This is a genomic window from Chryseobacterium scophthalmum, assembly GCF_900143185.1.
GTDB classification, from domain to species: domain Bacteria; phylum Bacteroidota; class Bacteroidia; order Flavobacteriales; family Weeksellaceae; genus Chryseobacterium; species Chryseobacterium scophthalmum.
Genome location: NZ_FSRQ01000001.1, coordinates 575,057 through 588,713 on the forward strand (window position 1 = coordinate 575,057; position 13,657 = coordinate 588,713).

Genomic DNA, 13,657 nt, shown 5'->3' on the forward strand with positions numbered 1-13,657 from the left:
GTTTTTAATTGTATCTTGCACCTGTTTATATTTGGAATCAATATCATGTTCATTATTATGTTGCTTTTCTTTTATATACCAATTTTATATATTAATTTTTAATTTTTTTTTAAAATGAACATTTTTGTTTCAAACATCAATTACGCAACTAAAGAATATGAGTTGCACGATTTATTCGCAGAATTTGGCGATGTATCATCAGCTAAAATTGTAACAGACAGAGAGACTGGTCGTTCTAGAGGTTTCGGTTTTATCGAAATGGGTGACGAAGAAGGAGGTCAAGCTATTGAGGCTCTTAACCAGAAAGAATTTAACGGAAAAATTCTTAACGTTTCTGAGGCTAAGCCAAGAGAAGAAAAACCAAGAAGAAGTTTTGATAATAACAGAAGCGGTGGTGGAAGTTATGGTAACAACCGTGGAGGAGGTAACTCTGGAGGTGGTTACGGAAACAACAACCGTGGAGGTAACGGAGGCGGCGGAAGTCGTTGGTAAAAAATTGAAGCGGCTTTTTTAAGCCGCTTTTTTTATGTCTTTATTTTAAATATATGCTTCGACTTCGCTTAGCATGACATCTCTAATAATAATTGTCTGATCAAAGTTTATTTGAATTTATGTCACGCTGAGCGGAGTCGAAGCGTTTTTATAATAAACCTTTTATTCAACTTTAAAATCCAGAAACCCAATAACCATCAACTAATTTTCATTCTTTTTCTTCTTCTTTTTCTTATCCTTTCCTTTCTTGTCTTTTTTAGGATTTAAGATTTCTTCAGCATATTCCAATTTAGGTTCTTTTACTTTTACAGGTTTCATTTCGATTTTAAGGTCAAAATAAGTTCTAAGGTCATTCTGTGAAATCAAATTTTCATTAAATAAAAATTCCAGAATTTCTTTTCCTGAATCGTTAAAGAAATTATGTGAAAGTTCTTTCAATAAAAACTTTTTATAATCATCAAAAGGTACAATTACTGAGTACTTGAAAATTCTGCCTTCTTTTTCGGTGGACAAATAGCCTTTTTCAACCAGTATTTTCAGGTAAGTTGAAACAGTATTTTGATGCGGTTTTGGTTCCGCATGCTGCTCCATAACGTCCTTTAAATAAAAGCTTTGGAGCTTCCAGAATAACTTCATTAAATTTTCTTCGGCAGAAGTAAGATGATTTATTTTCATAAAAAATTCTTAGTGTTGAAATTGAATATTGCAATAAAGATAAATAAAAGATACCAGAAAAGCTATTCCTGCGCCCATAAATACCTCTTTTATGGTGTGTCTTTTTAAAATCACTCTTGTAATTCCTACCAAAGTTGCAATTCCGAACCAAAAAATTCCTGCTTTCCAGTCGAATGCATAAAACAATGCGGCAACAAACACATTAAAGGCAGTGTGCATCGAACTTTTAATATATAGATTACTGTATTGAAGTGCAAAAAGTAAGATTAAAATAAAAAGCATGACAAAATCAAGAAAACCATTCATTACATAATGGTAAATTTGATAAGCAATAATGAAGACTGCAATAAAAATATATAAAGATTTTCTCTGCACCCGGTTTGAAACATCCATATTGGTATATCTCCCTGTTTTCACATTCCAAACCAACCAGGCAACTACCGGAATAATAACCATTAATAATATCGGAAGAAAATGAGAAGTCGCTTGTTTAAAGGTATAATTCTGAAAACTCAAGTACACAAAATAAATAAACAGAGAAACCAAAGGATTGAAAAAGTCTGAGATAATTCTTGAAATAATATGCAGTGCCGAAGTCTTTTTTTCTTCCATAAATAAGTTTGAAATGTAAATATAACATTATAAGTAAAAAAACAATTGCTGTGCATATAATAAAAACGAAGTTTTTTTTATATTTTTGCTCAACTATTTCATAATAAATAAGCAAAGGCTAACACATGAAAGAATTTTCTAAAGAGATATACCTGAAGTGGTATGAAGATATGACAATGTGGAGAAGGTTTGAAGACAAATGCCGTTCTCTTTATCTAAAACAAAAAATCAGAGGTTTTTTACATTTGTACAACGGTCAGGAAGCTATTCCGGCTGGTTTTACGCATGCAATGGATTTAACTAAAGATAGTATGATCACTGCTTACAGATGTCACATTCATCCAATGGCAATGGGAGTAGATCCTAAAAGAATCATGGCAGAACTTTGTGGTAAAGCTACAGGTACTTCTGGAGGTATGGGTGGATCTATGCACATTTTCAGCAAAGAGCACAGATTTTATGGAGGTCACGGTATTGTAGGAGGTCAGATTCCTTTGGGAGCGGGTATTGCTTTTGCAGATAAATTTTTCGACAGAAAAGCTGTAAACATCTGTTTCTTTGGAGACGGTGCTGCAAGACAAGGATCTCTTCACGAAACTTTCAACATGGCAATGAACTGGAAACTTCCTGTAGTATTTGTTGTTGAAAACAATCAGTATGCAATGGGAACTTCTGTAAAAAGAACAGCTAACCACGAAGATATCTATAAACTAGGTTTAGGATACGAAATGCCATGTCTTGCTGTAGATGCAATGGATCCTGAGAAAGTGGCTGAAGTTGCTTACGAAGCTATTGAAAGAGCAAGAAGAGGTGATGGACCTACTTTTATCGAAGCTAGAACTTACCGTTTCAGAGGGCACTCAATGTCTGATGCAGAACCATACAGATCTAAAGAAGAAGTTGCTATTCATAAGAAAGATGATCCTATTGAATTGATCAAAGAAAGAATCTTAGCAAATAATTGGGCAACTGAAGAAGAATTGGAAACTTTGGATAACAAATCAAGAGATTTTGTAGAAGAATGTATTGAGTTTATGGAAAACTCTCCGTATCCTGATGCAGAAAAAGTTTACGAGTATGTTTATGCTCAAGAAAACTATCCGTTCTTAGATAAATTAGAAAACTAAAAAATAATAATTAATTTGATATTCGAATTTGAGTTTCCCTAATCTCAAATCTCGAATCTCGAATCTCAAATCAATATAAATTATGGCAGAAGTGATTACAATGCCACGTCTTTCCGATACAATGACGGAAGGAAAAGTGGCTAAATGGCATAAAAAAGTAGGAGATAAGGTAAAAGAAGGAGATATTTTAGCCGAAATCGAAACTGATAAAGCAGTACAGGATTTTGAATCTGAAGTTGAAGGAACTCTTCTTTATGTAGGTGTTGAAGAAGGTTCAGCTGCTGCAGTAGACTTAGTTTTGGCAATTATCGGAAATGAAGGAGAAGATATTTCAGGATTAACAGGCGGAGCTGCTGCTCCCAGCGCTGCTTCTGAAGACAAAAAAGAAGAACCAAAAACAGAATCTAATACTACTGCAACTGAAGAAACTTCTGCGGAAGTTCCGGCTGGAGTAGAAGTGATTACAATGCCAAGACTTTCTGATACAATGACGGAAGGTAAAGTGGCTAAATGGCATAAAAATGTAGGTGATACCGTAAAAGAAGGAGATCTTCTTGCTGAAATTGAAACCGATAAGGCTGTTCAGGATTTTGAATCTGAATTTAACGGAATTCTTTTGAAGCAAGGTGTTGAAGAAGGTGGTGCTGCTCCGGTTGATACCGTTTTGGCTATCATCGGACCAGAAGGAACTGATGTTTCTGCGGTTGGAGCTCCAAAAGCTGCTGCAAAATCTACAGATCAACCAGCTGAACAAAAATCTGAAACGAAAACAGAAGAGAAATCGGTTGCATCAACTGCAAATTCTTCTTCAGACAGAGTAGCAATTTCTCCTTTAGCTAAAAAAATGGCTCAGGAAAAAGGTGTTGACATCAATTCTGTACAAGGTTCAGGTGAAAACGGAAGAATCGTAAAAAAAGATATTGAAAATTATCAGCCATCTGCAAAACCTGCTGCTTCAGCTCCGACTGCAAGTCCGGCTGCACAAGTTGCATTAAGTTTTGTACAAGGTGAAGATACGGAGACTCCAAACTCTCAGGTTAGAAATATTATTGCAAAACGTCTTTCTGAAAGTAAATTCTCTGCTCCTCATTATTATCTGATGGTTGAAATCAACATGGATAAAGCGATTGAGGCTAGAAAAGAAATCAATTCTTTACCAGATACTAAAATTTCTTTCAACGATATGGTGATTAAAGCGACTGCAGTTGCTTTAAGAAAACATCCACAGGTAAATTCTAGTTGGGCAGGAGATAAGGTAATTCACAGAGGAAATATCAACGTTGGAGTAGCGGTTGCAATTCCTGACGGATTGGTAGTTCCGGTTCTTAAGAATACAGATCAAATGAATTATACGCAAATTTCAGCTGCTGTAAAAGATATGGCTGGAAGAGCAAAATCTAAAGGTCTTAAAGCTAACGAAATGGAAGGTTCTACATTCTCTATCTCAAACTTGGGAATGTTCGGAATTGAAACTTTCACAAGCATCATCAATCAACCTAACGCAGCAATTCTTTCTGTAGGTGCAATTATTGAAAAACCAATCGTTAAGAACGGTCAAATTGTTGTTGGAAACATCATGAAGCTTTCATTAGCTTGTGATCACAGAGTTGTAGATGGAGCGACAGGAGCTCAGTTCTTGCAAACTTTAAAAACGTATTTAGAAAGTCCTTTAACTTTGTTACTGTAACTTTTTAATATATAAATAATTAAAACCTCTCATTTCGAGAGGTTTTTTGTTTGATAATATTTAAATTTAGTAATTGAAAATATTAACTAATGACAGAAAAAGAGAAATGCCAGAACGGTTTATTATATGATGCAAACTATGACTCTGAATTATTAAATGACAGAATGGTGTGTAAAGACTTTTGCTTGGAATACAATCAACTTAAAAATTCAGAATTAGAAAAGAGAAAAGAATTAATAAAGAAAATTATTAAAAATTCAAAAGAAAATATAACTATAGAACCTAATTTTTGGTGTGATTACGGATACAATATTGAGCTGGGTGAAAACTTTTATGCGAATCATAATCTAATAATTTTAGACGGAGCAAAAGTAAAGTTTGGAAATAATATTTTTATTGGACCAAATTGTAGTTTTTATACTGCAGGTCATCCAATTGATTTGAAACAGCGTAATGCTGGTCTAGAATACGCACATCCTATAACAGTTGGAGATAATGTTTGGTTTGGCGGAAATGTTATTGTTTTGCCTGGAGTTTCTATTGGAAGTAATTCGGTAATCGGAGCGGGAAGTGTAGTGGCAAAAGATATTCCGGCTAATGTAATTGCTGTAGGGAATCCATGTAAAGTAATTAAAAATATTGCTGGATCCGAATAAAAGATATATTTTAGTAAAAAAATATCTAAATGAAGAGAATTATTATTGGAGTTTTTTCCTTTTTAAGTGTGACGCTTTTAGCTCAGAATCAACGTTTTTCTTACGAATACAGATTCATTACAGATTCTACTAAAACGAATGAAGTTGGTACAGAAATCATGTATCTGGATATAGCCAAAAAAGGTTCGAAATTCTACAGTCAAAAGAAAAGTATAGCTGATTCAATACATCAGGATAGAATAACGAAACAGACAAGAGATTTTACGGGTATTGATTATGGCTTAGTTCCATTTGTTGTCGAAAAATCTTATCCTGATTTTAAAATAGATTTCTTCAACAATCTCGACATGAATAAATATAAAGTTTCTGATAACAGAGCAATGAACTGGAAAATTTTACCTGAAAAAGAGAAAATTGGCGAGTTTAATGCTCAAAAAGCATCTCTTTATTTTGCAGGCAGAATTTGGACAGCATGGTTTGTCTCTGATATTCCTATTCAGGACGGACCTTATAAGTTTCATGGTTTGCCGGGATTGATTATTAAAATTGAAGATAAAACAAAATCACATTCTTTTGTTTTAAAAGAAATCAAAAAAAGTAATTCTAATCAGGAATGGGTGAGTGATAATGAGAAAAAATCTTTTGGAAATACTGTTGTAATTGACCAGGAAAAATACAAAAAGCAAGTCATTGATTCTAGAAATAACCCTACAAAAGGAATGCGACAAATGTTATCCGGAAACACAAAAGTAATGATGATCGATGAACACGGAAAACCGCTAGATGTTGAAAAAATGCTACGAGAACAAGAGAGGGATGCCAAAGCAAATAATACGAGAAATAATAATTTACTAGAATTAGATTTATTAAAATCTTAAAAAAACTAGACAATACCACTTTTAAAGTTCTTATGGTAGAATCAAAAAAAATCCGAAACATTTGTTTCGGATTTAATTATTTATAGTGAAAATTTCACTTATTCAACATCATATTTGCTGATTACTTTCTGAGTAACTCCAGAGCTGCTAAATCCTCCGTCATGGAAAAGATTCTGCATCGTTACTTTCTTCGTTAAATCAGAGAAAAGAGTTACGCAATAATCTGCGCATTCAAGAGCCGTAGCATTTCCTAGTGGCGACATATCTTCAGCATATCCTAAGAAACCTCCGAAACCTTTCACACCGCTTCCTGCAGTAGTTGGAGTAGGAGACTGAGAAACCGTGTTTACACGTACTTTTCTTTCACCCCAATAGTTTCCGAAAGTTCTTGCGATACTTTCCAGATACGCTTTGTTGTCAGACATATCGTTGTAATCCGGGAACGTTCTTTGAGCAGCAATATAAGTTAGTGCCAAAATACTTCCCCATTCGTTCATACAGTCTTTTTCGTAAGCCACTCTCATTACTTTGTGGAAAGAAACTGCTGAAATATCCCAACCTTTTTCCAACCAATCGTAGTTCATTTCTGTATAATGCTTTCCTTTTCTCACATTGATAGACATACCAATCGAGTGAAGGATGAAGTCGATTTTACCAAATTTTGCAACAGCAGCATCAAAAAGTTTTTCAAGATCTTCGATAGAAGTTGCATCTGCACCGATTACCTCAGAACCTGTTTTTTCTGCTAAACCGTTCAATTCTCCCATTCTAAGAGCAATCGGAGCGTTTGACAGGATAAATTCTGCGCCTTCTTCGTGGCATCTTTCAGCAACTTTCCATGCGATAGATTGTTCATTAAGGGCTCCAAAAATAATTCCCTTCTTGCCTTTAAGTAAACCGTATGACATAATTCTTTAATGTTTATTAATCCCACAAATGTAGCAATAATTTGTGTTTAGAACATAATAAAAAACGAAGCCTTCCTAAAAAGACTCCGTTTTTCTTTGATAATATATAAAAGACTAATAAACTTAGTTCGTTTTTTTGTTCCATTCCGCCTTCACATCTTCTGCTGCATCTTTGGTTTTTTCCCAAGCATCATTGGCTCCGTCTTTAATATCTTCCCACGTATCTGCTGCATTAGCTTTTACCCTGTCTAGCCAACCTTCCTGATTTGCCTCTTCGTCATTATTTCTTTTTTCGTTGATATAATCTCTGGCTTTGTCTGCCAAATCACTGATTTTCCATTTTGCATCTGTTGCTGCATTTCTCAAAGAGTTTTCAGTGTTGTCTACTGCTTTTTCAGCTTTGTTATAATCCTGGTTTTCCATAATGTTAATATTTAAGTGTTATGTTTAAGAATAGGCAATAAGTATTCCTAAAAAACAAAATAGGTGTTAAAATTTTCATAATATTTAATTTAATATCTGAAAAAAGATATTATCTTTAAATTGTAACTTTTTTCCTTTAGAGTAAAATAAAAACTAATAAACTTATATGACTAAAAAATTACTTATTGCTATCTCTGTAATAACATCAATCACTACTTTTTCACAGAAAAAAGAAAATACTTATCCTAAAGCAGAATTTACCTTAGAAAATGGCAGCAAAATGTCTGCGCTTTTTGTTGCTTATACCTATCCAAATGGTTCTTATCCAAGTTTTTTTGACAAAGATGACATTTATAGTTTTGAATACAAAACTTCTTCTGAAGCTAAAACTGAAAAGATAGGCGCAAAAGAAGTGAAAGCGATGAAGATTTATGATGAAAATGGTAATTTCGTTAATGGTGTTGAACGTCTTGATCTAAAGGCAATTAACAGCAATGGAGAATTGGTAGATAAAAGAAAGCGATCTTTTCAGCCTTTATTGTATGATGGAAAAATACAGATATTTGGTTCTAATATGTTTATGTGCCAAGGAAATTTAAAGGCGGCTTGTACTTATGTTTATTCAATGTTTTATATTAGGAATAGTAAAGATGATTTTGCAATAATGCCGGTGGATTATGATCGTATCAATCTTTTTAATTTTGGTTCTGCCGAAGAAAAAATGATTGGAGCTTTTCGTGTTGTAGGTAAAAATTGCGAAAATTTCAATCAATATCTTTCTTTTTTGGAGAAGAAATTAGAAGACAAAGAATTTAGAAAAAAATTCAGAGAAGAATATAAAAAAGTTCGTACAGATTCTTTTGAAGAAGCCAAAAGTAGCGGTAAAAAGGGAAATTTCCAGAATATTCTGGGAGATAATATGTTACGTTATTATTTAGATTTTTACAGTGGTATTGTAAAAGAATATGAAAAAAGCTGTCCTCACTAAAAATAAAAAGTGCTGAAAAATTTTTCAGCACTTTTTTTATTATTTAATGATTCTATCGAGAACCCATTCTATCAAATTCTTTTCAGAAGCATGATGATCAGATGAAAACTCACCACGTCTTCTGTTGGCAATCACATTATTTACGGTAATCGCTTTGTGGCCCAACAATTTTGAAAAAGCATAAATTGCAGATGTTTCCATTTCAAAATTGGTAATTCCTAAGTCATTTAAAGTTTCAAGAAACTTGTCATCCAAAGCTTTTAAACGAAGCTGTCTTCCTTGTGGAGCATAAAACCCTGGGAAAGTAGCTGTATTTCCGTGGTATTTGGCATCTTTATACAATTCGCCCAATTCTTCAGACCATTCAGAGAAATAAAGCATTGGCTTAATTTTTTCGTATGGGAATTTTTCAAAGAAATTTTTTGAAAACTCATTTTCAAACTGGTAATCCTGATAAAAATGCATCAAACCGTCAAGTCCAACCACGTTTTGAGTAACCAGCATGTTGTCAACCTGCACATCAGGATTTACACTTCCGCAAGTTCCCATTCTGAATAGTTCTAATGATTGGTGTTCAGATTTAAATTCTTTTTCCTTTAAATCGATGTTCACCAAAGCATCAAGCTCATTCATTACGATATCGATATTTTCGGTACCGATTCCGGTTGACATTACAGAAATTCTTTCACCACGCAAAGTTCCTGTGTGGGTATAGAATTCTCTTTTATTTTTTTTGATTTCTACCTTATCAAAGTATTTTGAAACTTTTGGAACTCTGTCCGGATCGCCTACCAAAATTATTTTGTTGGCAATATCTTCCGGCAAAAGGTTAAGGTGATATACACTTCCGTCTTCGTTCAGAACCAATTCTGAAGCTGCAAGTTTATTTAGCATAATTATTTTATTAAAAAAGGGAGGTGAAGATAAGAATTTTGTTTTAAAAAAAGCAGATCAGTCAAAAGATAATCTTTATTTAATTTAAGATTAAAGTTCCGGTAATATTGAAATCTTAGATTTGTGTTTTAATAATTACACTTTCTCTTTTGCTGTCGTCATGTTCTTTGTCGATGGCAATTTTTTTTATTTATACATTATTAAAAATAATTTCCTGAAAATATTTATGCCTGCTTTTCAGTTTTAAAACTTGAATTCATACTGTAAACTATCACCTATCAACTGCAACCTAAAACCTAATTTAATCTATCCACCGACTCTTTTAGTTTTATAACCCATATCTTTTAGAATAGCCATAATTTTATCACGGTTATCTCCCTGAATAATAATTGTTCCGTCTTTTTCAGAACCACCGATTCCCAAAGTGGTTTTTATTTTTTTTGAAATCTTTTTCAAATCGTCTTCACTGCCTTCCCAACCTTCTACAATGGTTACAGGTTTTCCGTTTCTACCTTTCTTTTCAAATTTACAAACCAGAGGTTCTTTCTGCTTAAATTCTTCTTCGGGCATTTGAAAATCCTGCTCTTCATGTTCAGGAAAAAGGTTTTTTAGTTGGTCTCTTAAATCCATAAAACAAAATTAAAAATAATATTTATAATTCGGGATAATTTAATTTCAATCATAAATATCATTTAAAAAAAACTGATTTTCTCTAATCTATTATAAATGAAAATTCTTAGAATTCTTCGCTGAGTAGAACTCCTTTGCGAACTTAAAAACAATTAGTTGTTAAAAAAAATCTTAGCGACCTTTGCGTTAAAATTAAGTATTATAATAAATAACAAATAATCAATAAGAATTCTAAGTTAGATTCACTATTTGTAATAGTTTTCTTTAAACTTTTAAGCAAAATTTAAACCTTGAAAATTCTTCAATTCACTTTAAAATCAATAAATTTGTTTGTTTAAAAATCAAATTAAAATGTCTAAAAAAGCAATATTGGCAATACTTGACGGATGGGGTTTGGGAACAAATCCTGAAGTTTCTGCATTAGCTCAAGCAAATACACCATTCATAGATAGCTGTTATCAAAAATTTCCACATACAACTTTAGAAGCGAGCGGTTTGGCAGTTGGTCTTCCGGCCGGACAAATGGGGAATTCTGAAGTAGGACACATGAATTTGGGAGCTGGTAGAGTAGTGTACCAGAATTTGGTAAAACTAAATATGGCTGTCGAAAACGGAACTTTAGGACAGGAAAAAGTAATTCAGGAAGCTTTTGCTTATGCCAAAAGAGAAAATAAAAATGTACACTTTATCGGTTTGGTTTCCAACGGTGGAGTACATTCACATATTAATCATTTAAAAGGACTTTTGTCTGCGGCAAAAGATTTTGGTTTAAATGAAAATGTTTATATTCATGCTTTTACAGACGGTAGAGATTGTGATCCGCATTCAGGTTTAGGATTTATTGAAGAATTGCAGGAACATATGAGCCATACAACCGGAAAAGTAGCTTCTGTTATCGGAAGATATTACGCAATGGATCGTGACAGAAGATGGGAACGTGTAAAATTAGCTTACGACGCAATGGTTGAAGGAGTTGGTTTGCAGACAACCAATGCACTTGCAGCAATCAAAGCATCTTATGACGAAAATGTTACCGATGAATTTATAAAGCCAATTATTTTGGTGAAAGAAACTCAGATTGGAAACGTTGTTCCTGTAGGAAAAATTGTTGATAATGACGTAGTGATTTGCTTTAATTTCCGTACAGACAGAGGTCGTGAGATTACGGAAGTTCTTTGTCAGCACGATATGCCTGAATATTTCATGCGAAAGCTGAATCTTCATTATGTTACGTTAACCAATTACGATAAAACCTATCAAAACGTAAACGTAGTTTTTGACGAAGAAGTTTTAAAAGATACAATGGGTGAAGTTTTAGAAAGAAACGGAAAAACCCAGATCAGAATTGCTGAAACTGAAAAATATCCTCACGTTACGTTTTTCTTTTCAGGAGGTCGTGAAGAAGAATTTCATGGTGAAAAAAGATTGCTTTGTCCAAGCCCGAAAGATGTTCCAACTTACGATTTAAAGCCTGAAATGTCAGCTTATGATATCACTAATGCAATTTTACCTGAATTGGAAAATGAAACTGCTGATTTTGTATGTTTAAACTTTGCAAACACCGATATGGTAGGTCACACCGGAGTTTTTGAAGCAGCAGTAAAAGCAGCCGAAACGGTAGATAAATGCATCGAAAAAGTAGCAACAATGGCTTACGAACATGGTTATGCAGTTTTTATTTTGGCAGATCATGGTAACTCTGATGTTATGATTAATTCAGATGGTTCTCCAAACACGCAGCATTCAACCAATTTGGTTCCTCTAATTGTAATGGATAAAGATAAAAACTGGGAATTGAAACCAGGAAAATTGGGAGATATGGCACCAACAATTTTATCGGTAATGGGTGTAGAAATTCCTGCAATTATGACAGGAGATATTTTAGTGAGCTAAAAGTGAAATAATATTATCAAAAAAATACCGTTATCATAGTGATAGCGGTATTTTTTTTATGATTTATGTCAGAAATAGTATGACTTACATATTATATTATGTCACAAATAACAAATAAACCTTATCTTTGTAAATTATAAATATATTATTTGATGTATAATGCTCTCGTAAGAAAAGAAGTAATGGGTATTTTGGAAAAGGAAGTTGGTTCTTTTCTCGATAAGTTTTTGACTCCAATTGAGAAAATTTGGCAGCCTTCAGATTATTTACCAGATCCTTCTAGTTCTGATTTTAAACATGACTTAGAAGAAATTCAAACTTTCGCTCAAGAAATGCCTTATGATCTTTTTGTAACATTGATTGGGGATTGTATTACTGAAGAAGCATTACCTTCTTACGAATCTTGGCTAATGAGCGTTGACGGAATTGATCAGGAAAAAAGCGGACCAACTTGGGCAAGCTGGATTAGATCTTGGACTGCCGAAGAAAACAGACACGGTGATTTACTTGGAAAATATCTGTATTTATGTGGCAGAGTAAACATGAGACAGATGGAAATTACTACCCAATATCTGATTAGTGATGGTTTTGACATCGGAACAAGTATGGATCCTTACAGAAACTTTATCTACACAAGTTTTCAGGAAACAGCAACCAACGTTTCGCATAGAAGAGTAGGTACTTTGGCAAAACAAACAGGTAACGGAAAATTAGCAAAAATGTGTGGTGTAATTGCAGCAGACGAAGCAAGACACGCAAAAGCTTACAAGCATTTCGTAGCAAAAATTTTAGAATTAGATCCTTCGGAAATGATTTTAGCATTTGAGGACATGATGCGTAAAAAAATCGTTATGCCGGCTCACATGATGAGACAGTCTGGTCAGAAAGCGGGTGAACTTTGGGGGCATTTCTCAGATGCAGCACAAAGATGCATGGTTTACACAGGTCAGGATTATATCAATATCATGAAAGATCTTCTTGATGAGTGGAAAATTGAGCATATTACAGGTCTTACAGAAAAGGCAGAAAAAGCTCAGGAATATTTGATGAAGCTTCCATCAAGATTACAGAAAATTACAGATAGAATTTCTACTCCAGATTTGCAGTTTGAATTCAACTGGGTTAAAAAATAATTAGATTTTAACAATAAATTATAAATTGAAGTGTCGGAGTTTTTCGGCACTTTTTATTTATTTAGTATCTTTGCCCAGCTAAAAACGCAACAAAATGTTAAATAATAAAAAAATTGCTGTTGATTTTGACGGAACTATCGTAGATGACGCATATCCTGCAATTGGAAAAACTAAGATTTTCGCTTTCGAAACACTTAAAAAACTTCAGGCTCAAGGTTTTAGACTGATACTTTGGACGTACCGACATGGTAAGACTTTGGATGAAGCTGTAGAGTTTTGCAGACAGAACGGTATTGAGTTTTATGCAGTTAACTCAAGTTTTGAAGGAGAAGTTTTTGATGCTGAAACTCAGTCTAGAAAATTGGATGCAGATTGGTTTATCGATGACAGAAACTTAGGTGGTTTTCCGGGTTGGGGCGAAATTTACAATATCATCAACGAAAGAATTGAGTTCCGTGTAGAAGGGAAAGAGGTTTTAGCTTATTCAAAACTAAAAAAAGAAAAGAAAAAAGGATTATTCTGGTAAGATTTGAGAAATTAGAAGTTAGATGTTAGAAATTAGTTTTAATATCACTTTTAATAATTTTATCAAGAAAGTAAAGATGTTTAGTATTAAAAGATCTATTCATGAAGTTGAAAATCTAATATCTAACATCTAATA

Annotated in this window: 15 protein-coding genes; 9 read left to right on the top strand and 6 right to left on the bottom strand. The window is 33.4% G+C overall.

Annotated features, from left to right (window positions below):
• Window positions 1-114: 114 nt before the first annotated feature.
• Window positions 115-492: an RNA recognition motif domain-containing protein gene (locus BUR17_RS02525; RefSeq protein ID WP_074228499.1), complete on the top strand. Its 378-nt coding sequence runs from the start codon at window positions 115-117 to the stop codon at window positions 490-492.
• Between the two features lie 201 nt (window positions 493-693).
• Here BUR17_RS02525 and BUR17_RS02530 read toward each other — a convergent pair whose 3' ends face one another.
• Together BUR17_RS02530 and BUR17_RS02535 are read right to left on the bottom strand one after the other, a co-directional pair.
• A complete protein-coding gene (locus tag BUR17_RS02530) occupies window positions 694-1,167 on the bottom strand; it encodes a BlaI/MecI/CopY family transcriptional regulator (RefSeq protein WP_074228501.1) in 474 nt (157 codons plus the stop codon).
• Window positions 1,168-1,176: 9 nt separating this feature from the next.
• Window positions 1,177-1,779, bottom strand: coding sequence for a phosphatase PAP2 family protein (locus BUR17_RS02535; RefSeq protein WP_074228503.1), 603 nt, complete (start codon window positions 1,777-1,779; stop codon window positions 1,177-1,179).
• A 125-nt stretch (window positions 1,780-1,904) separates the two neighbouring features.
• Between BUR17_RS02535 and pdhA the strand changes: the two genes are divergently transcribed.
• From pdhA to BUR17_RS02555, 4 genes are all read left to right on the top strand, one after another.
• Window positions 1,905-2,906: a pyruvate dehydrogenase (acetyl-transferring) E1 component subunit alpha gene (gene pdhA, locus BUR17_RS02540; protein ID WP_074228505.1), complete on the top strand. Its 1,002-nt coding sequence runs from the start codon at window positions 1,905-1,907 to the stop codon at window positions 2,904-2,906.
• An 82-nt stretch (window positions 2,907-2,988) separates the two neighbouring features.
• Window positions 2,989-4,593 carry a pyruvate dehydrogenase complex dihydrolipoamide acetyltransferase gene (locus BUR17_RS02545; RefSeq protein ID WP_074228507.1) on the top strand — a complete coding sequence of 535 codons (1,605 nt, stop codon included), beginning with the start codon at window positions 2,989-2,991 and terminating at the stop codon, window positions 4,591-4,593.
• Between the two features lie 89 nt (window positions 4,594-4,682).
• Window positions 4,683-5,249 (top strand): sugar O-acetyltransferase, encoded by a 567-nt coding sequence (locus tag BUR17_RS02550; protein WP_074228509.1) that lies wholly within the window; start codon window positions 4,683-4,685, stop codon window positions 5,247-5,249.
• Window positions 5,250-5,278: 29 nt separating this feature from the next.
• Window positions 5,279-6,127, top strand: a complete 849-nt coding sequence (locus tag BUR17_RS02555) for a GLPGLI family protein (protein WP_074228511.1) — start codon at window positions 5,279-5,281, stop codon at window positions 6,125-6,127.
• A gap of 98 nt (window positions 6,128-6,225) precedes the next feature.
• Here BUR17_RS02555 and BUR17_RS02560 read toward each other — a convergent pair whose 3' ends face one another.
• On the bottom strand, window positions 6,226-7,035 hold the full coding sequence (locus BUR17_RS02560; protein ID WP_066679025.1) for an enoyl-ACP reductase FabI: 810 nt from the start codon (window positions 7,033-7,035) through the stop codon (window positions 6,226-6,228).
• A 123-nt stretch (window positions 7,036-7,158) separates the two neighbouring features.
• Window positions 7,159-7,458 carry a hypothetical protein gene (locus tag BUR17_RS02565; RefSeq protein ID WP_074228513.1) on the bottom strand — a complete coding sequence of 100 codons (300 nt, stop codon included), beginning with the start codon at window positions 7,456-7,458 and terminating at the stop codon, window positions 7,159-7,161.
• Between the two features lie 166 nt (window positions 7,459-7,624).
• On the opposite strand from BUR17_RS02565, the gene BUR17_RS02570 reads away from it, so the two are divergent.
• A complete protein-coding gene (locus BUR17_RS02570; protein ID WP_074228516.1) occupies window positions 7,625-8,446 on the top strand; it encodes a hypothetical protein in 822 nt (273 codons plus the stop codon).
• Between the two features lie 39 nt (window positions 8,447-8,485).
• Here the strand turns inward: BUR17_RS02570 and BUR17_RS02575 are convergent, their stop codons facing one another.
• The gene (locus BUR17_RS02575) at window positions 8,486-9,340 is read right to left on the bottom strand and encodes a nucleoside phosphorylase (RefSeq protein ID WP_074228518.1); all 855 of its coding nucleotides are present in this window, start codon (window positions 9,338-9,340) and stop codon (window positions 8,486-8,488) included.
• A gap of 306 nt (window positions 9,341-9,646) precedes the next feature.
• Window positions 9,647-9,970, bottom strand: a complete 324-nt coding sequence (locus tag BUR17_RS02580) for a translation initiation factor (RefSeq protein WP_066679018.1) — start codon at window positions 9,968-9,970, stop codon at window positions 9,647-9,649.
• A gap of 351 nt (window positions 9,971-10,321) precedes the next feature.
• Here BUR17_RS02580 and gpmI point away from each other — a divergent pair, with 351 nt between their 5' ends.
• The 3 genes from gpmI (at window position 10,322) to BUR17_RS02595 (ending at window position 13,522) form a co-directional block, all read left to right on the top strand.
• Window positions 10,322-11,863: a 2,3-bisphosphoglycerate-independent phosphoglycerate mutase gene (gpmI, locus tag BUR17_RS02585; protein ID WP_074228520.1), complete on the top strand. Its 1,542-nt coding sequence runs from the start codon at window positions 10,322-10,324 to the stop codon at window positions 11,861-11,863.
• Window positions 11,864-12,015: 152 nt separating this feature from the next.
• On the top strand, window positions 12,016-12,996 hold the full coding sequence (locus tag BUR17_RS02590; RefSeq protein WP_074228522.1) for an acyl-ACP desaturase: 981 nt from the start codon (window positions 12,016-12,018) through the stop codon (window positions 12,994-12,996).
• A 94-nt stretch (window positions 12,997-13,090) separates the two neighbouring features.
• On the top strand, window positions 13,091-13,522 hold the full coding sequence (locus BUR17_RS02595) for a BT0820 family HAD-type phosphatase (protein ID WP_074228524.1): 432 nt from the start codon (window positions 13,091-13,093) through the stop codon (window positions 13,520-13,522).
• The last annotated feature ends 135 nt before the right edge of the window (window positions 13,523-13,657 follow it).

What these genes read in the sequence shown, in the direction of transcription:
- BUR17_RS02525 (WP_074228499.1), top strand. Translation starts at nt 115, where the DNA reads ATGAACATTTTTGTTTCAAACATCAATTACGCAACTAAAGAATATGAG.
- BUR17_RS02530 (WP_074228501.1), bottom strand. Translation starts at nt 1,167, where the DNA reads ATGAAAATAAATCATCTTACTTCTGCCGAAGAAAATTTAATGAAGTTA.
- BUR17_RS02535 (WP_074228503.1), bottom strand. Translation starts at nt 1,779, where the DNA reads ATGGAAGAAAAAAAGACTTCGGCACTGCATATTATTTCAAGAATTATC.
- pdhA (WP_074228505.1), top strand. Translation starts at nt 1,905, where the DNA reads ATGAAAGAATTTTCTAAAGAGATATACCTGAAGTGGTATGAAGATATG.
- BUR17_RS02545 (WP_074228507.1), top strand. Translation starts at nt 2,989, where the DNA reads ATGGCAGAAGTGATTACAATGCCACGTCTTTCCGATACAATGACGGAA.
- BUR17_RS02550 (WP_074228509.1), top strand. Translation starts at nt 4,683, where the DNA reads ATGACAGAAAAAGAGAAATGCCAGAACGGTTTATTATATGATGCAAAC.
- BUR17_RS02555 (WP_074228511.1), top strand. Translation starts at nt 5,279, where the DNA reads ATGAAGAGAATTATTATTGGAGTTTTTTCCTTTTTAAGTGTGACGCTT.
- BUR17_RS02560 (WP_066679025.1), bottom strand. Translation starts at nt 7,035, where the DNA reads ATGTCATACGGTTTACTTAAAGGCAAGAAGGGAATTATTTTTGGAGCC.
- BUR17_RS02565 (WP_074228513.1), bottom strand. Translation starts at nt 7,458, where the DNA reads ATGGAAAACCAGGATTATAACAAAGCTGAAAAAGCAGTAGACAACACT.
- BUR17_RS02570 (WP_074228516.1), top strand. Translation starts at nt 7,625, where the DNA reads ATGACTAAAAAATTACTTATTGCTATCTCTGTAATAACATCAATCACT.
- BUR17_RS02575 (WP_074228518.1), bottom strand. Translation starts at nt 9,340, where the DNA reads ATGCTAAATAAACTTGCAGCTTCAGAATTGGTTCTGAACGAAGACGGA.
- BUR17_RS02580 (WP_066679018.1), bottom strand. Translation starts at nt 9,970, where the DNA reads ATGGATTTAAGAGACCAACTAAAAAACCTTTTTCCTGAACATGAAGAG.
- gpmI (WP_074228520.1), top strand. Translation starts at nt 10,322, where the DNA reads ATGTCTAAAAAAGCAATATTGGCAATACTTGACGGATGGGGTTTGGGA.
- BUR17_RS02590 (WP_074228522.1), top strand. Translation starts at nt 12,016, where the DNA reads ATGTATAATGCTCTCGTAAGAAAAGAAGTAATGGGTATTTTGGAAAAG.
- BUR17_RS02595 (WP_074228524.1), top strand. Translation starts at nt 13,091, where the DNA reads ATGTTAAATAATAAAAAAATTGCTGTTGATTTTGACGGAACTATCGTA.